Origin of the sequence: Fibrella forsythiae, from assembly GCF_017353175.1 — a bacterium.
Taxonomy (GTDB): Bacteria; Bacteroidota; Bacteroidia; order Cytophagales; family Spirosomataceae; genus Fibrella; species Fibrella forsythiae.
In genome coordinates this window covers 589,902-610,981 of the sequence record NZ_JAFMYW010000001.1, presented here as the reverse complement: position 1 = coordinate 610,981, position 21,080 = coordinate 589,902, and the positions used below count along the sequence as shown (strand labels likewise).

Annotated in this window: 29 protein-coding genes; 27 read left to right on the top strand and 2 right to left on the bottom strand. The window is 52.0% G+C overall.

Features of this window, described 5'->3' with window-relative positions:
- Positions 1 to 36: 36 nt before the first annotated feature.
- The 25 genes from J2I46_RS03055 to J2I46_RS02935 all read left to right on the top strand — a co-directional run bounded on the left by J2I46_RS03055 (position 37) and on the right by J2I46_RS02935 (position 17,893).
- On the top strand, positions 37 to 1,467 hold the full coding sequence (locus J2I46_RS03055) for a hypothetical protein (RefSeq protein ID WP_207327451.1): 1,431 nt from the start codon (positions 37 to 39) through the stop codon (positions 1,465 to 1,467).
- Positions 1,400 to 1,699: an S-adenosylmethionine decarboxylase family protein gene (locus J2I46_RS33305; RefSeq protein ID WP_207327450.1), complete on the top strand. Its 300-nt coding sequence runs from the start codon at positions 1,400 to 1,402 to the stop codon at positions 1,697 to 1,699. The genes J2I46_RS03055 and J2I46_RS33305 overlap by 68 nt, the downstream gene beginning before the upstream one ends.
- Positions 1,700 to 1,707: 8 nt before the next feature.
- Positions 1,708 to 2,130: a DUF5681 domain-containing protein gene (locus tag J2I46_RS03045; protein ID WP_207327449.1), complete on the top strand. Its 423-nt coding sequence runs from the start codon at positions 1,708 to 1,710 to the stop codon at positions 2,128 to 2,130.
- Complete coding sequence (locus tag J2I46_RS03040; protein WP_207327448.1) at positions 2,099 to 3,634, top strand: terminase large subunit domain-containing protein; 1,536 nt, start codon at positions 2,099 to 2,101, stop codon at positions 3,632 to 3,634. The genes J2I46_RS03045 and J2I46_RS03040 overlap by 32 nt, the downstream gene beginning before the upstream one ends.
- Positions 3,635 to 3,647: 13 nt before the next feature.
- A complete protein-coding gene (locus J2I46_RS03035; protein ID WP_207327447.1) occupies positions 3,648 to 3,848 on the top strand; it encodes a hypothetical protein in 201 nt (66 codons plus the stop codon).
- On the top strand, positions 3,832 to 5,232 hold the full coding sequence (locus tag J2I46_RS03030) for a phage portal protein (protein ID WP_207327446.1): 1,401 nt from the start codon (positions 3,832 to 3,834) through the stop codon (positions 5,230 to 5,232). Before J2I46_RS03035 ends, J2I46_RS03030 begins: the two co-directional genes overlap by 17 nt.
- Before the next feature lie 3 nt (positions 5,233 to 5,235).
- Positions 5,236 to 5,460 (top strand): hypothetical protein, encoded by a 225-nt coding sequence (locus tag J2I46_RS03025; RefSeq protein WP_207327445.1) that lies wholly within the window; start codon positions 5,236 to 5,238, stop codon positions 5,458 to 5,460.
- A gap of 190 nt (positions 5,461 to 5,650) precedes the next feature.
- Positions 5,651 to 6,514, top strand: a complete 864-nt coding sequence (locus J2I46_RS03020) for an SPFH domain-containing protein (protein WP_207327444.1) — start codon at positions 5,651 to 5,653, stop codon at positions 6,512 to 6,514.
- Positions 6,515 to 6,564: 50 nt separating this feature from the next.
- Entirely contained in the window at positions 6,565 to 6,912 is a 348-nt protein-coding gene (locus J2I46_RS03015) for a hypothetical protein (protein ID WP_207327443.1), read from the top strand.
- Positions 6,912 to 7,163, top strand: coding sequence for a hypothetical protein (locus J2I46_RS03010; protein WP_207327442.1), 252 nt, complete (start codon positions 6,912 to 6,914; stop codon positions 7,161 to 7,163). Before J2I46_RS03015 ends, J2I46_RS03010 begins: the two co-directional genes overlap by 1 nt.
- 3 nt (positions 7,164 to 7,166) lie before the next feature.
- Positions 7,167 to 7,535 carry a hypothetical protein gene (locus J2I46_RS03005; RefSeq protein ID WP_207327441.1) on the top strand — a complete coding sequence of 123 codons (369 nt, stop codon included), beginning with the start codon at positions 7,167 to 7,169 and terminating at the stop codon, positions 7,533 to 7,535.
- A 3-nt stretch (positions 7,536 to 7,538) separates the two neighbouring features.
- A complete protein-coding gene (locus J2I46_RS03000; protein ID WP_207327440.1) occupies positions 7,539 to 8,048 on the top strand; it encodes a hypothetical protein in 510 nt (169 codons plus the stop codon).
- Positions 8,045 to 8,812, top strand: coding sequence for a phage minor head protein (locus J2I46_RS33300; RefSeq protein ID WP_207327439.1), 768 nt, complete (start codon positions 8,045 to 8,047; stop codon positions 8,810 to 8,812). Before J2I46_RS03000 ends, J2I46_RS33300 begins: the two co-directional genes overlap by 4 nt.
- A gap of 34 nt (positions 8,813 to 8,846) precedes the next feature.
- Complete coding sequence (locus tag J2I46_RS02990; RefSeq protein WP_207327438.1) at positions 8,847 to 9,068, top strand: hypothetical protein; 222 nt, start codon at positions 8,847 to 8,849, stop codon at positions 9,066 to 9,068.
- Positions 9,069 to 9,131: 63 nt separating this feature from the next.
- Entirely contained in the window at positions 9,132 to 9,854 is a 723-nt protein-coding gene (locus J2I46_RS02985; RefSeq protein WP_207327437.1) for an HK97 family phage prohead protease, read from the top strand.
- 20 nt (positions 9,855 to 9,874) lie between these two features.
- Positions 9,875 to 11,122 (top strand): phage major capsid protein, encoded by a 1,248-nt coding sequence (locus J2I46_RS02980; protein WP_207327436.1) that lies wholly within the window; start codon positions 9,875 to 9,877, stop codon positions 11,120 to 11,122.
- Between the two features lie 73 nt (positions 11,123 to 11,195).
- Positions 11,196 to 11,708, top strand: a complete 513-nt coding sequence (locus J2I46_RS02975) for a hypothetical protein (protein WP_207327435.1) — start codon at positions 11,196 to 11,198, stop codon at positions 11,706 to 11,708.
- 6 nt (positions 11,709 to 11,714) lie between these two features.
- Positions 11,715 to 12,212, top strand: a complete 498-nt coding sequence (locus tag J2I46_RS02970; protein WP_207327434.1) for a head-tail connector protein — start codon at positions 11,715 to 11,717, stop codon at positions 12,210 to 12,212.
- On the top strand, positions 12,212 to 12,535 hold the full coding sequence (locus J2I46_RS02965) for a phage head completion protein (protein WP_207327433.1): 324 nt from the start codon (positions 12,212 to 12,214) through the stop codon (positions 12,533 to 12,535). Before J2I46_RS02970 ends, J2I46_RS02965 begins: the two co-directional genes overlap by 1 nt.
- Positions 12,532 to 12,951, top strand: a complete 420-nt coding sequence (locus tag J2I46_RS02960) for an HK97 gp10 family phage protein (protein ID WP_207327432.1) — start codon at positions 12,532 to 12,534, stop codon at positions 12,949 to 12,951. Before J2I46_RS02965 ends, J2I46_RS02960 begins: the two co-directional genes overlap by 4 nt.
- Positions 12,948 to 13,379: a tail completion protein gp17 gene (gene gp17, locus J2I46_RS02955; protein ID WP_207327431.1), complete on the top strand. Its 432-nt coding sequence runs from the start codon at positions 12,948 to 12,950 to the stop codon at positions 13,377 to 13,379. Before J2I46_RS02960 ends, gp17 begins: the two co-directional genes overlap by 4 nt.
- Before the next feature lie 39 nt (positions 13,380 to 13,418).
- Positions 13,419 to 13,847: a phage tail tube protein gene (locus J2I46_RS02950; protein WP_207327430.1), complete on the top strand. Its 429-nt coding sequence runs from the start codon at positions 13,419 to 13,421 to the stop codon at positions 13,845 to 13,847.
- Between the two features lie 77 nt (positions 13,848 to 13,924).
- On the top strand, positions 13,925 to 14,377 hold the full coding sequence (locus J2I46_RS02945; protein ID WP_207327429.1) for a hypothetical protein: 453 nt from the start codon (positions 13,925 to 13,927) through the stop codon (positions 14,375 to 14,377).
- A 301-nt stretch (positions 14,378 to 14,678) separates the two neighbouring features.
- Positions 14,679 to 14,969 carry a ubiquitination-like system serine protease family protein gene (locus tag J2I46_RS02940; RefSeq protein ID WP_207327428.1) on the top strand — a complete coding sequence of 97 codons (291 nt, stop codon included), beginning with the start codon at positions 14,679 to 14,681 and terminating at the stop codon, positions 14,967 to 14,969.
- Complete coding sequence (locus J2I46_RS02935; RefSeq protein WP_207327427.1) at positions 14,969 to 17,893, top strand: tape measure protein; 2,925 nt, start codon at positions 14,969 to 14,971, stop codon at positions 17,891 to 17,893. Before J2I46_RS02940 ends, J2I46_RS02935 begins: the two co-directional genes overlap by 1 nt.
- Positions 17,894 to 17,924: 31 nt before the next feature.
- On the opposite strand, the gene J2I46_RS02930 is transcribed toward J2I46_RS02935, so the two are convergent.
- Complete coding sequence (locus tag J2I46_RS02930; protein WP_207327426.1) at positions 17,925 to 18,311, bottom strand: hypothetical protein; 387 nt, start codon at positions 18,309 to 18,311, stop codon at positions 17,925 to 17,927.
- A gap of 396 nt (positions 18,312 to 18,707) precedes the next feature.
- A complete protein-coding gene (locus J2I46_RS02925; RefSeq protein WP_207327425.1) occupies positions 18,708 to 19,124 on the bottom strand; it encodes a hypothetical protein in 417 nt (138 codons plus the stop codon).
- 999 nt (positions 19,125 to 20,123) lie between these two features.
- Here J2I46_RS02925 and J2I46_RS02920 point away from each other — a divergent pair.
- Together J2I46_RS02920 and J2I46_RS02915 are read left to right on the top strand one after the other, a co-directional pair.
- The gene (locus J2I46_RS02920; protein WP_207327424.1) at positions 20,124 to 20,330 is read left to right on the top strand and encodes a helix-turn-helix domain-containing protein; all 207 of its coding nucleotides are present in this window, start codon (positions 20,124 to 20,126) and stop codon (positions 20,328 to 20,330) included.
- Between the two features lie 214 nt (positions 20,331 to 20,544).
- Positions 20,545 to 21,078: a hypothetical protein gene (locus J2I46_RS02915; protein WP_207327423.1), complete on the top strand. Its 534-nt coding sequence runs from the start codon at positions 20,545 to 20,547 to the stop codon at positions 21,076 to 21,078.
- Positions 21,079 to 21,080: the final 2 nt, after the last annotated feature.

Here is a 21,080-nt window from a genome sequence, read left to right as displayed (position 1 = left end):
CCGGCCCCTTTGGTGGGCCGGGTAACTTAGAGGCCTATGGAACCTAAAAATCTATCTGACCTCATACCAGATCAGGACAATGCCAATAAAGGCACCGAGTACGGTCAGCACCTGCTCCGCAAGTCCATTCAGGAATTAGGCATCGGCCGGGGCGTACTGGCGGCAAACGATGGTACCCTGATTGCCGGGAATCAAACCGTCAATATGCTCTCCGAGCTTGGCTTCGAGAAGATCATCGTCGTGCCCACCGACGGTAACACACTGGTCGTAACGCAGCGTACCGACATTGCGCCCGGCACGAAAGAATTTCACGAGTTAGCCTTAGCCGATAACAAGGTCGGCCAGGTCAACCTGTCATTTGACGAGGGCAAGGTCGATGAGTTGGCCGAGATGTTCGATATCAATCTGGGTGACTGGGGGTTCAAAACCGAAAAGGTCGTCGGCAAACAGCAGAACGAGGGCGGGCTGGCCGAACGCTTCGTAGTACCCCCCTTTTCTGTACTCGATACCCGCCAGGGCTACTGGCAGGCTCGTAAGAAAGACTGGCACGCCCGAATCGGCGATAAGGGGGAAAGCCGGGAAGGTACCCTGCGTAAATCCGCCAGTGGCGATGATCCCTCGTATTACCGCCAAAAATCCGCCATCGAGGAAAAACTGGGCCTCAAACTCACCTCGGCCGAGTTCGAGGAGAAACATTACGTTCGTTCGACGAAAATACCCAAGGGTGTAAGCCTTCTCGACCCCGTTCTATCCGAAGTGGTCATCAAGTGGTTTGGCCTGCCCGGTGGTCATGCCTTTGACCCATTCGCGGGTGATAGTGTGTTTGGCTTTGTGGCCGCCTCCGAAGGTCAGCAGTTTACCGGCATCGAACTCCGGCAAGAGCAGGCCGATCTGAATCAGGGCCGTTTAACCGAGTCAGGCCTGCCGGGACGATACATTTGTGACGATGGCCGGAACGTCGCCCAGCATGTGCCGGCCGAATCGCAGGACTTACTGTTTAGCTGCCCGCCCTATTTCGATCTGGAGGTATACTCCGATAAAGAAAACGACGCCAGCAACCAAAAGACGTATCAGGGCTTCTACGCGATACTCGATCAGGCATTCACCGCGGCTATTACCTGTCTGAAGCCCGGCCGGTTCGCCGTTATCGTCTGCGGCGACGTACGCGATAAGAAAACCGGGGCCTACTACCGATTCCCCCAGGACGTAGTAGGTACGTTCGTCCGCGAGGGCATGTACCTCTACAATGAATTGATTCTGATTGAGCAGGCCGGTAACGGAGCCATTCGCGCCAATGGTCAGATGAAACACCGGAAGGTCGTCAAGACCCACCAGCAGGTACTCGTCTTCTATAAGGGCAACCCCCGCGATATTAAAACCACCTTTCCCGAAATCACTTATGAGCCCGAAGATCTGGAATCATTCGGAGTGGATTCCGCTGACGAATCCGACCACGCTGAAGACTAAGCTCGACGCTATTCTTCTACGCGCGACATTCAACGTGTTAAACTTTTCTGAATACCACTTCGAGCCGTTCGGATGGACGGCCCTTTGGCTGTTGGGTGAATCGCACCTGGCTATTCACACCTTCCCCGAACACGGCAAATCGTACCTGGAGCTATCCTCGTGCATGCGCGATAAGTACGTCGTGTTTCTGGAGGAGTTGGAGGGGTTGCTTGAGTCGGTAAATGGGAATTAAATGGGAATATGGAGACGAATGATGACGAAGTAGGCTACGGTAAGCCACCTAAGGAGACGCAATTTTCGAAGGGTCAAATCGCCAACCCGAACGGTCGGCCTGTTGGCCCAATTACCAAGTTCCTCCGGGAGTTTGGCGACGCCACCGAACTCACGTTTTCGATTACGCGGACCGACAGCAAGGGTACGTCCAAGAGCGAGGCGTCGCTATCGACCAATGGCACGAAGACGATCAATCAGGCGATTGCGGCCCGGTTGCTGCAACTGGCCATCGCGGGCGATATGAAAGCGATTCGGGAGGTGTTGAACCGGACCGAGGGACGTGTGCCTCAACCGCTCAACATCGGCGGCCAGAACGGGGAGAATCCGTTAGGCGTCGTGCAGGTCTTTTTGCCCGACAATGGCCGGGGCGACCGGCGAAGTGATGAGTAAAGCGGTCGATATTCGCCCCCAGCCCGGCTATCAACTCAAATCGCTGGCTTCACCGGCTGATATCGTCATCGGTGGCGCCAGCGCAGGCGTTGGTAAAACGTTCTCGCTGCTGCTGGAGCCGCTGCGGCACATTCAGAATCCGGACTTCCGGGCTGTCTGTTTCCGCCGTACCTCGCCACAGATACGGGCGGGCGGTGGTCTATGGGATACGTCAATGGGGCTATATCCGCTGACGTCGGCAAAGCCTCGTGAGTCAAGACTGGAATGGGAATGGCAGTCCGGCGCGCGGGTCGCCTTTCGACACCTGCAGTACGAAAAAGACAAACTCGAATGGCAGGGTTCGCAGGTTCCCCTGATACTATGGGATGAGCTAACGCACTTCTCCGAGTCGATGTTCTTCTACCTGTTGACGCGGAACCGGTCAGACTGTGGCGTACGGCCGTACGTTCGCGCGACGTGCAACCCGGACCCGGAATCGTGGGTGGCCACGCTCATTGCCTGGTGGATCGATCAGGAGACCGGCTTTCCGATTCCCGAACGCGATGGCGTAATTCGGTATTTTACCAAAGCGGGCGCGGACTACATCTGGGGCGATACCTTCGAAGAGGTGGTTGAAAAGGGCTGGTGGTTTCTGGAACCACTGTTGGCCGAATTCAACCTGCCCGCCGAGGTATTCGTTAAATCGATCACCTTTATTTCCGGGCGGCTGGTCGACAACCAGGCGCTGCTCAGTAAAGACCCCGCTTACCTGGCCAACTTATTGGCACAGGATGAAGAGACGGTGATGCAACTCTTTAAAGGCAACTGGAAGGTGGTTATCTCGGACCGCGACATCTACGAGTATCAGTCGTTTGTCGGGATGTTTGTCAATCAGTACGCTGTCGACACGCAGGGCCGCTACATCACGGCCGACATTGCCCTGCAGGGTAGCGATAAGTTCATTGTCGGCGTCTGGTACGGCATGGAACTGGTCGACATTCTGATTATGCCCAAATCCAACGGCCGGGAGGTCGTGGACGCGATCAAGGGGCTGGCTGCCACGCACAAAGTACCCAACCATCACATTGCCTACGATAACGATGGCGTGGGCGGCTTCATCGGTGGTGAGGGTGGCTTCATCGAAGGAGCGCGGCCGTTCCATAATGGCGGTTCGCCATTGGAAGTCCCGAACGCAGAGGGGAAACCAGAGAAGGAAAACTACGAAAACCTCAAAACGCAGTGCTACTACCGGAGTGGGCTAAACGTGGCCGATGGCAAGTACCGAATCAGTGAGCGCGTGGCCAATATGATGTACGATACGAAGATGACCGTACGCCAGCGGTTCATGTACGAACGGAAAGCGATCAAACGCGCGCCCAAGGATACCGACGGTAAACTAAAGTTAATCAAGAAAGAGGAAATGAAGGTGAAACTTGGAGGAGAATCGCCTGACATACTGGACATGTTCATGATCCGGGAGCTGTTCAACATCGTGCCACCTCTACGCCAGTTGAAGGTTTACTGACCCACTCTTCACTATGTTTTCGTTTATCGTCCTGCTCACTGTGTTAATCGCCAACGCCGTACTGGCAGCAGTGGCTTTCGTTTTACCACAAGTCGTTGATACGATTCCGGCCAACGCTAGACGAGGGCTTCTCAGCTTGGGCGGAATTGCCCTATTCAACGTGGCGGTCGCTCTCACCTTCTACTACCTCTACGTCCATGAGTTTTCTAAGTGATCTAAGCGCGGGCGTGGGCTTCGCCAGCCGCACCGTTGCCGCTTCCCCCAGTCAGGCAAGTGCAGCCCCAGGCTTTGCCACGGCGCAACCAGTATCGGGTTTGCTTGCCGCGTCCCTGACCAACTTTCTATCGCCTGATCAGTCGTCAGACCTCAAGAAGGGGTACGGAGGCAATCCATACGTGTTCGTTGCCGCCAACTGGAAAGCGACCCGCTTTGCGCAGGCGCCACCCCTTTTGTACGACATCAAGGACAAAAAGTCGTATCAGCAATTCATGCGTCGTAAGTCTGCTGACCGGGCGGATGATATTGAACTGCGCCGTAAAGCTCTGGAAGAGGTTGAGCCGACTGGCAGTCTGGCTAACCTTCTGAAGAAGCCTAACCCGACTCAGACCTGGGCGCAGTTGATGTTTGCCATCAGTATTTATTACGACTTCGGCAATTCGCTGACGCGGGGCATTGTGCTGGATGAAGGCAAAAAGGACGAGCGCGTTACGGAACTGTGGAACTTGCCAACTGCCCGCTGGTCAGGTGTTGAAGCGGACCTGGTTGGCTATAAATCGTACATTGACGGCGCGGGTCAACGCCTGCCCGCCAGTGAGGTACTTCATCTGCGCCGTTTTGCGGCGGATGTAGCCGATACGGATTCATCCCTGTGGGGAAAATCCCTGCTCTACGGTGCTGCTCTGCTTCTGGCCAGAAGCAACGGTGCCTTTACCGCCGAGGCGGCCCTGATGGCCAATGGGGGCAAAAAGACGCTTATTTTTCCGAAAGGATCGACGTGGAACCCAAACTCGGAACTCTCATTCGAAAAGGCCACGAAGATGGCCCAGCGTAAAGTTGAGGGCGCTAAACATGGCGGTGTCGCTGGCTTCAATGTTGAGTTGGATAAACTGGAAATCGGTGGGTCGGCGGTTGATCTAAACCTGCTTGAGTCAAACCAGTTGAGCCGCGAAGACACCTGCGCGGTTTGGAAGCTCAACGTGCTGGCCGTCTACTCGTCGATGCAGTCATCCACGTTTGCCAATCTCAAAGAAGCAAACGTCTCCTCGCTGCGGATGGGTGTACTACCCGATCAGGCACTGGTGTACGAATGGCTAACGGACTTCGTTTTCCGGGGCGAGCAGAAGGGTAAGCGAGTGTTACTACCCGATACAGATGTCTATACCGAGCTTCAGCCCGACTGGAAGGGGCTAGGTGAACGCGCAGACGCGGCCATGCTCAGCCTCAACGAACGGCGACGGCTGTTTGGCGATACGCCCTATAATAGCCCAGAGGCCGACATACCACTTGTGAAAGTTGGTGCTGGTTATGCACCCATTACTGACTTTGCACCTGGCACTGGCGGTACGGGTAACGTGGAGGACGACGAGAAAATGTATTAAGCCATGTGTGACAAGCGGCCGTTCGACACCCGGCAAGCGGCCAGCGAGGTCATCTACTACCTGAAGCGTAGTTCCTCCCGCGACAAAATACCACGTCGCACCTACTTCTGCCGGTATTGCTCCGCCTGGCACCTAACCAGTGAGACAAAAGGCGAGTACCGGGCACGCCGGAAGTGGCAAAAGGGGCGCGATAAGCCGAGCCGCACTATGCGGGATAGACGAAAGTAACTCAACATTCAAGCCATGACAGTAATTCGATTCCTTCTCTGGTTGCTCTTCTTCCTCACAACGACCAGTTGTGCATACAGCCTTTTAAATACCCCCAGTACAGTTCTGGCAATTATCGGCGGTCTCGCACTTGTCGCCAATGTTGTCTTATCTATCAGATCCAGGTGCTTTACAAAAAATCCATTTTCCAATGGCAAACGAAAAAGAGGCGCAAATCGCCGGGTTAGTTAAAGGAGCGCTCAAGGGAGTTGCGGTTATTTTTGGGCTGTTTATGATCAGCCATTTTTTCGTGGGCTGCGCGACCATCGACGCCAGCCACGAAGGCATTAAGGTTAGTAAGGTCGGGTCGGACCGGGGCGCTTCGGATATCGAGAATGTAACGGGCTGGGTCTTCTATTTTCCGCTGACCTCATTTATCGAGCAGTACCCGACGTTCACGCAGACAAAAGATTACGACCCGTTCACGGTGAGCGCGAAGGGAGGTACGTTGTTCAAGATCGACCCGACGCTGAATTATCACATGGTCAAAGGGCAGGGAGCCGCCGTCTACCGGAAGTACCGTAAAGAGTTGCCCGACATCGAGAATAACATTCTGCGTACGATTGTCTATAACTCATACCGCGACGTGGCCAACACCTTCACGCCCGACTCACTGGTGAATAACCGGGTCGGTTTCGAGGCGCTGGTCGAGGCAAAACTGCAGAAGGCGCTGACGGCCGACGGCTTCGCGTTCGAGAATATCACGTCGAATCTAACGCCGCCCGAATCGTTGCAGGCGATGATCGATGCCAAGAATACAGCGGTACAAAATGCCCTCCGTCTTAATAACCAGGTGGCGGCGGAGAAAGCCTCGGCGGAGATCACGGTAACGAAGGCAAGCGGGATTGCCCGCGCCAGAATCATCGAAGCGGAGGCCGAAGCGAGAGCCAACGAGCTAAAGCAAAAAACGCTTACGGCGATGCTGATTCAGCAGCAATGGATTTCAAAATGGGACGGCAAGTTGCCCGCCACGCAGTTGGGTGGGGGTAGTAACATGCTGTTTCAGGTAAAATAGCGCACATTATCCGGAGTCACCAGATACGTGGCTCCGGATAAATCAGCATTATGGCAACTCCGGATAAAAAATGTACCTACACGCTACCAAACCACTGGCCAGCCCCTAAAGCGGGCCAATATCTGGCTACGTTTAACTACAAGGGCGATAAGCTCAAACAGGTCTGGCTCATTCATTCAGTTCGTCAGATCAACCATAAGCTACCACGATTGGAGCAGGGATATGCAATCGTCGCTTATGATCGATCTGACCTGATTGCCCTGACGGAATGGGCGGATGAATGGAATGACAAGCTCGATACTTGGTACCGCTTTACGTGGGTACGTGGGGAGGAGGCTTTGCCCTGTTTCTCCTGGCCTTGGAAGAAGAAAGATCAAGAACAAAACCTACGAAGCTAATGGCTGAACCTATCAAGTTCCCCGAAGCAAATGTCACGCTTACCGCTGAAGGCTGTGGGGATTTGCCGGTTTGCCGCACGAAAGACACCGCCGGTACGCCGTTGTTGATTTCGCGATATAAGCTGAGCGAAGCTGAAATGGACGAGATACAGCGCACCGGGTGTATCTACCTGATCATCTACGGCGAGGGGCATCCGCCGGTACGCCTAACGGTAATCTCGCCATTTCTGCCAATGGCTATAGACAATTGAGCGATGAAAAAGACAAGAGACGTTAACGGACGGGCTGTGCTTACTGGCATGGTGCTGGAAAAGCAGGATAAGCACCTGACAATCCCTGAAACATGTAATGTGTTCTATGACACGGACAGGACTACGCCACTTGGTACCGCGACACTCTACAAGACTGACGCTGCGATTATGGCGGGTTTAGTCGTTGCAGAGATTCGGGGATTTGATACGTTCTACCCCACTATTATCTATGTCGTTGATAAGTCTGTGCATGACGAAAAGACTGGCATAACGACGATTCTGGAAGGAAGGGTGGTAGGTGTCAGCTTAACACTCAGTCCAAACCTAGACCCGTCTATCGGCTCTATTGGCGATCAGCTAAAAACCAGTTAACAAATGAACACACTCAATTACAACGATCAGGAAAAGGCCGTGTTAACCGCGGCATTGACTGAGTTTCGGGTACTGCTGGGCAAGCCAGAACCGGTCTCTATGGGCGATGGTATGCCGACTCATTACCCGCCAACATTCAAAGCAACCATTATCGTTGCTGAAATCTGTGATGGGTTGCTTGATAAGATGGAAGCTTCGGCCACGATTACCGTTTGTAGTCGCGACGGTGAGGAGAGATTGCCGTTTCATGCAGTTGGTGTGATTCACGGATCTGCGTTGACAGAGCAACAGAGTCGGGAGTTTAAGCGAAACATTAAATCGACAGCAGGTTGTGTTGGCTATGTTGCCCAGTTTGAAGAAGACAAACAACCGGCAGCAGCAAAACCGGAAGCGGCAGATACGAAAATTCAGTTTTCCGACGAGCCGGTACGTGCAACCGCACGTAAATACCCGCCAAAGGAAACGCGCGAGCGAGTCGCTGTTGATACATCAACACCCGAAGAACGGTTGTGAGCAACGCCGCCGACATACAGCTATACCGCGCCCTGATCGCGCCGTTCGACCGTCATGTACGTGTTTCGCGCACACAGGTACGTTCGGCCATGCGGGGTATCGTGGCCAGGTTAAAAACGGCACTAGAAGCTAGTAGTGCAGACGCAGTGGTTGCGGCCCTGCCGTTATTGCTTCCCGATGAAACTATTCACCAGATGTTAACCGCGATTTATCTGCGGTCAGGTGTTGCCGCTGCGGAAGCCTTCGCCAACCAACCGGCTCCGGTCAAATCTTCCCGGGTGGACATGCAGTTGAAGCGAATCGCCCCCAAACCAGACGGCTTCACGTCACTGCGAATTCGATTGCTCAGTCTCTCTCGTGAGGTACTCGGTAACGAGCGGGTTCAGAAAATAGCCAGCAAAACGCGTGACTTAGTGGCTGGTGTACTGTCTGGCGCAACTGCGGCGGCTTCTACATTGGTCAGGCAGGTACGTAAGGCGCTACTCAAATCGTCGCGTCTCGATCTGATTGCCCGTACCGAAACGCTGTACGCCTGGTCGGTGGGTAGTCAGTGGGCAGCGAAGGCGGCCGGCCGAACGTCGAAACGCTGGATTCCGGTACTTGATGGCCGTACGCGGGATGCTCATGCGGCCATGGCAAGAAAGCCAGCCGTTGGTATTGATGAAACGTTTATCGTCGGTGGCGAGGCAATGCGGTATCCGGGTGATCCGAATGGGAGTGCTGGAAACGTGATCAATTGTCGGTGTACCTTATTTTTTGAATGACGCTTTAACACTTTATCAAGGAAATACGCTATTCATGAGTTCTGTTCCCTCTCCATTTATGGCCAGTATGGATGTCGATCAGTTTATTCGCATCATGCAGGCCCTGCGTGACGGCGGTGATCTGTTGTCGGATGCCTACGAGCGGGCAGAGCGTATCCATGAAGCGTTCTACGGTCGCCGTCGTTACATCGATTTCGAGTCGGCGGCCCAGATGTATTATCGCCGTCATCCCTCACGCGGCAATACACAATCTTAACGGCGTTTAGGTTCTGCGGACTGGCGTACCGGCAGATTTGCGGCTACTAAACCGAGCCGCCGCGTGAGCAAATTATTAAAGCGTCTTTCTGAATCCGAGCATACAAAAGGCTTGAAGGATGTCGATACCAAGCAGGGTATTGTAAAGGGCTATTTTGCCGCATTCAATAGTAAAGACTCAGATGGTGATATTATCGTAAAAGGCGCATTCGCCAAGACGATTGCCGAGCGCGGCCCTGGTTCATCAAACTGCCGTATCCGTCACCTGATGGATCACGACCGAACCAAATCAGTCTGCAAAATCCAGACACTTACTGAAGACGACTATGGACTTGAATACGTCTCCAGGGCTGGTAAACACTCACTTGGACAGGACTATCTGCTCATGTGCGAGGATGGCCTCATTACCGAGCATTCCATTGGCTACGGTACCATTCAACAGAACTACGACCGGGCCGCTGATGCTAACTACCTGACTGAACTGCGGCTATGGGAAGGTTCTGGCCTGCAAGGGTGGGGCGCCAATCCTAATACGCCGTTCCTTGGCGTAAAAGAGGATGGGGTCATGTCGGAAGATGACTTTATCGTCGTGTTCAACTTGCTCGAAAAGGCACTGCGAACCGGCAAATATTCGGACGAAACGTTCAAGACGTTTATCGAGCCGAACTATAAAAAGCTTGGCGACTACCTAAGCCAAAAACGCAACACTGAGCCGGGCAGAAAGTCCACTCAGCCGAACACGGAGGTAGAGATGCTCGCTGCATTTCGCAGGGGGCTTAATGCGTAATCTCAACCAATCATTACGACATGGAACCTGAAGTACTCGAGAAGCTGGGCAAAGAGCTTGATGCCCGCATCGAAAAGGCCAATGGCCAAACCCGCCAATCTATTGACGGCGTAGAAACTAGCCTGAAAAGTGAGATCAAGAATCTCAGCGACAAATACACGGAGAGCCAACAAAAGTCTGACGAAATCTCACAAAAGCAGCAGGCGCAGCTAGACGAAATTTCGACGCAGCTTAAGCGCGGCACAATGTCGGGACCGGCTGCCTACAAGTCGTTTAAGGCCGTTGCGCAGGAAATGTTTGATACTGCCGAGAAGCAGCTTGACCTAAAAGCCGTGAAAAATCGGGCTGGGGCCGCCTGTGAGATTGAGATCGATACCAAAGCTGTGGTCATGGAGTCGACCAACCTGACGGGTGATGTGGTTGCCGCCGACCGCCGCCCCGGCATCATTATGCCGATGGAGCGTAAAATCCACCTCCGCGAACTATTGTTCCGGGGGACGTCGACCACCAGCGACAAGTGGGATTACACCCAGGAAACGACCTACACCGACGCCACGGCCACAGTGGCTGAAGGAGCCGCTATTCCCAAGTCAGAACTGACGATGGAGCAGAAGCGGGTATCGGTGAAGAAGATTGCCGTGGCCATCGATCTCTCTAACGAGATTCTAGAGGACATTCCGGGTCTGATTGGGTACGTACAGGGTCGATTGTACAGCAAATACCGCTACAAAGAAGACAACCAGCTTCTATTCGGCTCGGGGTCAGGTACCGATATTCGCGGCGTATACACCGCCGCAACGGCCTTTTCGTCAGTTGGTGTCAAGCCAAACAACAACCCTAACTTCTGGGACGCGCTGGCCGTGGCTGCAACCGGTATGGCCGTCAACGAGTACAGTGCAACCGCTGCCGTAGTGTCGGTTCAGGACTTTGCGGCGATGGCGCTGACCAAAAACGCCAACGGTGACTATATCCTGCCAATCCTGTTCAACGGAGGCAACGGCGCTCAGCGCATTTTCAACCTGGTCGTTGTGCCAACCACCGCGATGGCTCAGAATAACTGGCTCGTCGGTGACTTTGACCAGGCGGCTGAGATCGTTGACCGTCGGCAGGTTAACATCCAGATCTCATCGGAAAACAAAGACAACTTCGAGCGCGACCTGGTTACGCTGCGGCTGACTTCCCGGCTAGCCCTGCCCATCTATTACCCTCAGGGCTTTGTGAAAGGCACCTTCACCGGTACGGGCGGCGCTATCACGATCATCACGTAGGTCTGATTCCGCCCTCACCCAACACGCCCACCTGCTACCCGTAGGTGGGCCTTTTGGGTGAAAGCAAGCCCGTATGGCAACTATTGAAGTAGTTAAATCGTGGACGGCGGGCCGGGTTAATCGGCCTGTTGCTCCGCCGCAACCCCCTATTATAGCCATGATTGAAGTCAAAGCATTAACCATCCTCAATGTAGGGAAAGGCCACTATATGCCCGGTGAAACGTTTGTTGTTACGCCCGGTCTGGCTGATGATCTGGTCGCTGATGGCCTGGTTGAGGTTGTCAAGAAAGGTGTCGATGTGCCCAAGGAAGCTCGCGCCGATGACGGTCAATACGCCGAAGAACCGGCCACTGATCTGGCCACGGATCTGACCCGGACAAAACAGGCCGCTGAAGTACCGATTGAAGAGGCCGTGTCGGCTATTTCTGAAAAGCAAGCCGAAGCAGATAACGGGGACATTGACGAAGCGGAGGAAACCCGGCTGAAACAGCTAAACGAGGGCAAAACCGGGCAAAAAGAAGATAAAGCCGTCGGCACTCGTCAGACCAAAGAAGACAAGGGCGCGGCCGCTGCCCAAACGAAGTAGCTCCCGATGACCTACGCCGACACGCCCGCCGTTCGCCTAACTCGCCTGACCCAGCCACCGCTGGGCGATTACCTGCCGATGCTCAAAAAGCGGTTAGGTATCGATTTCGACGATCACAATGATCTATTGGAAGGGGCGATTGCGGCGGCGGTCGGTAAGGTTGAGACGTTCACCAGGCATCTACTGTCTCAGTGTCAGGTACAGGTTAGTTACGGGCCGGGCTTGATCGACGCCGAAATCCCATTCGGCCCGATCATCGCCCCGCCCGATGACCTACCCGTTGGCGCGACGTTAACTGACGAGCCGTTTGCTACGCTCCAATACGCCAATTCATCGGCCCTAACGGTGTTGACCTACAAAGCAGGGTATAGCGGCCCGGCACTCGTACCTGCTCAGTTCAAAACGGCGGTCGTGATACTGGCCGCCGAACTGTCTGGTTTCGGGGAGCCGGGCAATTGGAAAGCACTCGTGGTCGAATTCCGGCGCGCAACCTGGGCAGACTGATGAAAGCACCAGTTATCAGCCAGCCAATTGAGTTTTGGGGCGTCAAAGTGCCGGTACCAGACGGTTTGGGCGGATTTACGGGCGAGGCGGAACGCCTCCACCGACAACTCGGCGAGGTGAAACCGTTGCCCTCCAAACGCGACGATACTGGCTCCGCGCAGACAATCAAGCAGCAATACGCCATTGTCTTCTGGAATAATCCGGCCTACGCCCCTCAGCAGGGGCATTCCGTGCGCTGGAAAGACCAGATGCTGACGATTCAGAACGTCGATTATGTGGACGCTACCCGGTTGAAATACCGGTTAATCGCCCTGGCGCAATGATCGATGTCAAAGGCGTCAGCCAGGCTAAACGAATTCTGCTGTCGCTGGTGCCAAAAGCCAAAGCGGCCATTCAGGAGCTAACGCTTAATACGGCGATTGCGATGACGGCAGAAGCGGAGGCCAATGCGGCAAGGGATACCGGCGAGTTGGCCGCCTCGATTCATTTCACGCTCACGCGGGGTGGCATGGGTTTCATTCTGCTGGCCGATGCCCCGCACTGGGCCTACGTGGAATTTGGTACGGGTGGACTGGTCGAGATACCAGCCGGGTACGAAGCCCTGGCGGCTCAGTATCGAGGAAAAGGTATCAAAGAGGTAAATCTGCCAGCGCGGCCCTTCCTAATTCCCGCTTATGTAGCGCATTCGGAAATATATCTGCAAAACGTTAAACGCAACCTACCCCGACTACTGCGATGATCGATCCCGGCCCCGCTCTGCAAGCTGCCTACATCGCTCTGTTAACAGGGTTTAAGGTGGATGGCGTCAGTATTCCCGTTTATGACAGTTTGGCTCCGGACAAAGCCGCTGCACCGTATATCATTCTCACGCGGTCTGATACCCGGAGCGATAGCACCAAAACCAGTTTCGGCCACAAGCTAACGGTAACGCTCGACGTGGTAACGCGCTTTGCGCCGGGGCCGGTTAGCAGCCTGCCCGCTGAACGTATCGTTGCGGCCCTGCTCACGCTACTGTTCCCCGCACCGAGAGTTTGCCCGCTGACCGTAGCGGGATTTGTGCTTTGGCTCTACTCGTTTCAGGGCACCAAACCCCTGACGACCCGAACGCCGACCGATACACTCATTCGCCGCCTTGTTACGATCAACCACCAGTTACACCCTGCTTAAGCTAAGGTCCCTTTTTTCACTCTCATACCCATCAGTACCATGTCTGCATTCAATGCCTCCAATATGCTGGTCGCTGCCTACCTGGGCAGCCCTGCGACGAAGAAAACGGTCGCCAAGCAAACAGACTTAACCTTTGATGAGTCGGCCGGCGATATTGATATTTCTAATAAGCAATCCGGCCGGTACGGTGAATCGCTGGCCGGGCGACTCTCGGGAACCATCGATTTCGAAGCCTTCATTGAAACGGCACCGGGCGCTGGTGAGGCCTCGATTGCTGACGTGCGCGCCGTTTTCGTAGCTGGTACCGCCATTAAGTGGGCGATTGCCTCTACGATCTCCGGTACGGAATCAACCGAGGTGTTCGGCTACATCACCAAGTTCACCCGCAAGTACACGCAGGAAACCGGGGCGGCTTACTCGATCAGCATCAAAATCACCGGCGCACCAACCGTTACGATGGTCGCCTAATCTCTTCACCCGGTCCGGTGACTTCATGTTGAACTAACTCAGCATGAAGTCACCGGACAGTTTTCCCGTTTTTCACTATGGCTATCAAAGTATTTACGACCAAAATCGGCGGTCGCAATTTCGCGTTTGGCAACCTGGCCTTACGCCGTTTTACCGAAGCGCTCGGCTGCGCGCCTAACATTGTATCTGTACACGCGGCCTTCAAAGGCTCCACCCAGATTGGGGCGGTCATTGAGATGATAAAAGGCGGGGCCGAACAGGGCAACGACGATCTATTGACCGACCGTGAGGCAGGCGATATCATGGATACGCTGTCGGAGGAACAGCAAGTCAAGTTGATGGAAACCTTTCTAAGCTCAATCGTTGGTGAACCCTTCCAGGAGTACCTCGACAAACTAAAAGCCGAACTGGAGAAGATCCAGCAAAATGAAGCGGCCGAAGTCAAACCGGAGGAAGAGCCAAAAAACGTCGAAGCGTCGCCGACTGGTGGCGCGAAATCGAAGACGACGCCTTCGGAGAAATCGGCTTAACGCCCGACCAGTTTTACGGCGATTTCTCCTTCGGCCAGTACCTGCGCTACCGGGACGGCTACATCAAGAAGGCCAACCGGCTATTGAATGAAAGATGGCTGCAGACGCGCGAGATCGTCTTCCGGGTCTACAATGGCGGTGTAATGAAAACCTCCGATCTAAGGACGAGAGAGCAACTCATTCCGCTAGTTTCCGACCAAACCCGAAAGGCGCAACCCGTTAATTCGGTCGAGGAGGCCTCCACCTTCATTGATGCCCTCAATGCTCATACGGCTCGACTACAAAACGCCATTCCTACTCCATGAAAATCCTGACGCTAAACGACAATAGCCAGTTTACGCACCTTTTCTTCTGTGAGGGATGCGGGTGTGGTCACGGCTTCAATACAATTCCGAACCGGGGGGTGCCTACCTGGTCATATAATAACGATTCTGAATCACCCACGATTCAACCGTCTATTCTGGTCAGGTCAGGTAACGCCAACGGCCCGACGGTTTGCCATTCATTCGTGACGGCTGGCCGTATTCAGTACCTACCTGATTCAACCCACCCGCTCGCCGGTCAAACCGTTGAGTTAACCGATATGGATTAATGGCGGAAATTGCTTCACTCTCTGTCGGCATTGACGGCAATCTTTCCGGTTTTGAGCGTGTAATAGGCCGGGCAACAAATTTGCTTAACAGGCTAGAAGCGCAGGGCGCCGAATCCGGTCGAAATTTTGACCGCAACTTCGGTAATGCCCTTGCGCAAACAGCCGGTCGCGCGATCAATAGTCTTGATCAGATAAATAGCCGTATCGCCCTTTTGACGCAACGGCGGAGTCTATCACTCGATACGTCGGTTATTGCGCGCACCAATCGAGAGTTAGCTGATTTACAGGCCAGGGCTTCACAATTACAGAATCTAGGCGTATCCAATAGTGCCTTCCCGACTCCCTCAGCGGGGAGTACGGCAGGTTTGTTGTCCTATGCGGGTGGAATACTCTCGATAGGTAGCGCATTGAATGCGCTAAAATCTGGCTTTGAAGTCGTAAAGGATTTCGATAGACTTGACCGAAAGCTACAGGGGGCAACTACCTCGCAAACCGCCTACAATCGTGGTGTCAACATTACGCGTTCGCTGTCGGATCGGTACGGTCTGAGTGTCGAAAGTCTTACAAGTTCCTATGCTGACCTGACGGCCTCATCGGAAGGAACAACTTTAGCCGGGAAAGAAACCGACAAAGTTTTTGCCGCTGTTACGGCGCGGGCGGCAAGGTTAGGGCTGACCGCTAATCAGACGGAACGCGCCCTACTGGCCATAGGCCAGATGATGAACAAGGGTTCAATCCAGGCGGAAGAATTAAAGGGGCAACTGGCAGAATCGGGCCTTGCGGGAGCGTATGGGACGATGGCGAAGGCAGTAGGTGTCTCTACACAGGAGCTTGGCAGAATGTTGGAACGTGGCGAATTGGCGAGTAGCGATATTTTGCCAAAATTCGCAGCAGAATTATTAAAGACCGCTAACGGAGCCGAAGCGAACGCCAACAGTATAGGTGGCTCCTTTCAGCGAGCGACCGATCAGGTAAGTCTTTTCATTGCCGAATTTAGTAAAACGGCCGGGGTTGACTCGTTCTTTGCCAAGTTCGGAAACGGCATTGCCAACACATTGCAGGGGCTACGTGAGTTGAACAGTGGAACAAAGCAGGGAAGCGGACTAGGTGACTTTTTCAAAAAAGTAACCCCTCGCGTACTTCCGGCAGTAGGTATAGCAAAGGTGCTGGCCTCAATTAAGGCACCCGTACTGGAAGAGGCAACCTATAGAGCTAAAGCCAAGCAGGAGTTTTCGGGCAAAGATTACGCGGGTCGAGCAGCTCAGTTTGCACAGTTGCAGACAGATATTGTCCGTTCGGAGGCTAGTATTAATAGTCGGTCGAAAGATACCATTCTCGACTCTCCCGAATTGCGGCGCGATAGACAGACGCTAGCCTCTAAGAAGAAGCTACTAATTGAGTTGCGTTCGGAAAATTTACGTCTGGCAAAAGCCGATCAAGAATCGGCCAAATCGGCGGCAAAGTCTGGCGTAAAACTCAATCCCCTTGTAACCTTTGAGGCGTACAAAAAAGAGCGCGACGCACTTGAGCAGGAGAGAAAGGATTTAGCCGTTAATGGTAAGCTACTGACCGACATTAAGGCCAAACGCTTAGCCGCCCTTGATGCTAGGTTAGAGCGAGCCGAACCGCCAAAGAAAAACAAGGCGACCAACGTTAATCAGCCTGCCGCAAAATCAACCTATGATTTACTTACGCAGGATCTAAGCAAGCTACAGAACGAGGCTAAGACCTTCGTCTTGCTCAATCCTGGCAAGGCTATACCTAAAGAGTTAGCCGACCGGATTGAATTTGTAAAAAGAAAACTGAAAGAGGTTGATGACCTAATCTCCAATAAAGAGCCTAAAACCCTTTACGCGCAACTCACAGAGCAGCTAGGTAAATTAGGCGACCAGGCGCGCGACTTAGATTTGGCGGGCAAGGTAGTTCCGCCCAAACTTAGAGAGGATATTCAGGGGCTTGTTGCCAAATTGGCCGAAGCTGATCGGGTATTAACTAAGCTCAAGAAAGCCAAAGTGCCTGGCGCGGTTGATGTTGGCGGGTTTAAGGTAGACCAGAAGTTAGACAATGTTCAGGGGCAACTTGATAGATTTACGGAAGCTAGTGCAGCGGTTGAGGACGCAAAGAAGCAGTATAGGGAGCTACCGGGTTTTATTGGTAAACTAGCCACCAATGCGGAGGCCGCAACTGGCGATCTGTTCGGGGCGGTGGGTGATGCCGCCCGAAAGCAATTGGCTGAAGCTGGTAACATCTTTAAAGAGTTTAAAGAGACTACCAGAGGCAATGTAGCAGGTGTTTTTGCTAGCATTGGTGAATCGTTTGTTACCGGCACGGCTGATCCGTTTAAAAGCGCATTAGATACCATATTGGATGGTATAGCCAATTTTATTATACAGCTTGGCACATCAATGCTGCTGTCGTCAAAGCTACTCGCTTTTGCGGCTCCATTTTTAGGAGGAACAACTTTGCCCTTGAGTGTGGGGCAAGGTATAGCCGGGGCAGCTATGCTTGTTGGTGGTGGAGCTATCAAGGCGCTGGCTAGTAGAGGCAAGGGATATGCTACCGGGGGATATATTAGTGGTGAAGGGTCTGGTACTTCGGACTCGATACCCATTCGCGTCTCAAATGGCGAATATATTTTGCGAGCCGCTGCCGTGCGTAAAATCGGTGTATCGGCATTGAATAGCCTCAACCGAGTAGGCGAACTACCACAAGGGTTTGCGCGAGGTGGGGCCGTAGGTTATTCACCAGCACGTTTTGATTCACCAGCCGCCAACATTCCAGTTGAACGATTCAATACTTTTGACAGGGGAAACAATAGGACTGAACGTATTCAGGTAGTCGTTACTGGTAAATTGCGTGGCAACGATCAAGAGTTACAGGCAGCACGAACGGCTAGACAAGGCAAGATATTGGGAAGGGGGTAGGTAAAGAAACTTGATAGCCAGCTATCATAGATCACATCAACCCCCACGCTTTCTCAATTCTTACAATCTCATCTAACAACTCTGGAGATAAGTTATTTAATGAAATGCCACGGCCGTGTCTAGGGCTTTTTATAGTTATAAGTTTTGTTTCAGAATTTTGCTCAATCATCCCAATCAGACTTTTAGTTAGATAGGGCTTAATCTCTGAATATATAGCTGTCTGACTAAAGGCAACCCTGTCAAAATCAGGCCTTTCCGTGTACTGTCTAACCTTGTTTAGTAACTCTATTTTTTTATTAATCTTGATCTTTCGGCGCTCTATCCCCCATACTACCCAAGGTGCGATTAGGGAGCCGATAACCCCGCCTATCAGCCCAATTCCGCCTGTTATTAATAGTTCTATTGTCTTGTCGCTCATGACTTGAAGAGAGCCAGTATATGTGGCCAAAGCGTTTTGAGTGGATGTGTACGGCGCAACAATTTGCGAAATTTACAAATAGCGCGGACGGCAAGGCAAGGCAAGATACTTTGTCGGGGTAGGTGATCGCATAAAAAACGCCCCTCAGCTACGTTGAGGGGCGTTTTTTATTAACAATTTTCTTCGAGCCATTCCAAAAAGTACTCTTTTGTCATCCCCATTGTCCGTAGGTTAGTGGATATATGGGTGAAAGGAATCTCTTTTGGCGCGTTTCTAAAAATGATTGATTGCAGACAGCCAGGACATTTCCACTTCGAGTGATTAGTTCCTTTGGCCGGAAAGCAGCCGTGAGCTTTTAGAAAGGCAATCCAACACGACTTATCAATTGGTCTATGATTACCCATTGTAAGCGACTAACTCCTGATGTATTGGTGTATCTTGGGGTAGATCAAAATCGCGCAAAACGCCCTCTTTGTCCACATATGCCGAGTTATTGTACTGCCTTGACTCTTGAACGCGAGTGCCCTGCCAGCAGAGTTTACCTAGTTCTTCAAATACGGCCATTTCAGGCATGTCAATAATCGTATGAAAAAAATCGTCCAGTACCTCGTGGAATAACATGTGCTTTGCCTCTTCAATGGTCTCTCCGTAGGCAGATAGATTGAGCGACGGGATGTACGAAACCATGAAGCCGTTATCCTCAAAATGGTAGAGGTTTAGTTGGGCCTGAATGTTTTTTGATTTGAAATTAATACTTAGGCTGTCATGCGAGAGCAACTCAGGCCCTTCATTCAATTCGGTGTAGACACCCATACCTTTAATCTCCCTTTTAACATAGTATCAACGTGTGAGTCTGTGCGATCTGTCCAAACACTTAGACAGATTCTTTTTACAATAGTACAAAGTTTGTACCACAAGTGTTCGTGATAATACGCGTTAAGGTTCGCTAGTTTTAGTAACCGTGACCGTTTCATAGGCTAGAAACGTATTGGAGGGTAATATATAGTCACTGAAGGGGAGGTGTTTATATGAGATAGTAGAGCAAAGTGCCGTCATTGGTATTTCCCAATGGGTGATATGTCTCTTTATTATAATTAAAGTTGCTTAATGGTTAGTGAGCTTGCGACAGGTAATCCGCAACAACCGGGGAAAATCAACCGGATTGCATGGCGAAAAATCGTTTAAAAAGGGGGTTTAGGGGGCGTTTGAGGTAGCTCGCTCCTTAGGTTGTATCGAGTCTGCCTATTCGCCCTCACGGAGCATATAGTCAGCAAGGGTAGGGGTTATTCATCTAGAACTATAACTCCGTGTTCTACCTGTTGATCTATAATACCCCCACTCAAGTCTTTAACATATACCGTCTTCTGAGGCGGAAAGGTTTTGTATACAATGACTCTTGATTGTGATATCTCTGTCCAAGAACTGCCAGAATAGCTTATCAAGACAGGGATGTCTTTATACGTGTGATACTTTGACTTGTTGTAAACCTCAAAGTCATGAAGTCCGACAGCCCCAAATCCGCCTTTTCTAAATACCTCATCCGTAATTACTATGTCCCGTTGTATATCGGGTTCGGTTTCGGGTGTTTCTGAGTTCCAGATGTTCGGACTCAAACGGTAACCTAAAATCCATCCGGCTATGATTATGGTCAATATAATAGCAACTACATAAGACGTAATTTTAAGCGCCCTGGTCATATTAAAAGGAGTACAGTAAGTGCCAAATAAATCCACAAAACAACTATCAATCTGCGATATACTTTAAACGTAATGCGCTTATTTGATAACTTTGCCTATAGAACTAAGCTCTCTAATGGAAGATATAAAACAAGTAATAGGGCAACGAATAAAGGCGGCCCGAATAAAGAAAGGGCTAACACAAAAGGAGTTTGGCGAGAAACTAGGCTTGACTCGCTCTGTCATTGGGGGTTATGAGTTGGGAAAGCAGAACCTTACCGTTGATACGTTAAAAAAGATAGCCGACGCCTTGGGAGTAGACTTAAACATAAACTTGGGATAACAATATTTTTTTGATGCCAAATGACTGATATATCAGTCATTTGGCTTATATTTGTCTATGATTTAGCCAACGGCAAACGCGACACAGTACCGATGAGGTTGCCTCGCAAAGTAGTCTACTGGCTAGTCTATAAATGGAAAACCCCGCTACGCTCAAACTTTGGACGGCGAGAGCATAAACGGGGCGATTGACTCACTTAAACCGCTAGGTTCTCATGAACTCAAGGCAAAACTACGGCCCATCTGGTAGGCCGCAAAATACAAGTTGTGCAAACGGCACGACAAACACGCAAACGGTCAATTTTGACCAACTAGAGGCTATTAGCAGCCTCCGAGATAAGTACCCCTGCGGCTACCCTATCCGGCCTAATTTCCCCGACCCTTCTTCTACTCATCACGCATTTAGCATAGATGTGTCAATTGGCGGCAACGGGTATAGCCTATCAAGTTCGCTGTCGCTTATGTGGGCATTGAATGAGCGTAAGAATACGCTCTACCGGATACTGATAGATGCACTTGGCAACCGTACCAATGAGGGGTTAGTTGAGGCAGGCGGCACACTCAGCGAGATTGAGCGAATTGACCAGATGCTGACCGACCTAACGACGGGCTTACATAATATTGCCGTTCGTAATATGCATGCCGTTGCGGGACTTTCAGAACCTAAGCGCATCAAAGAACCCGAAGAGGTTGAAGAATACGAACGGCAGGTAATGCTTGAGCAAATCAAGGCTATTATCGGCGGCTAAGT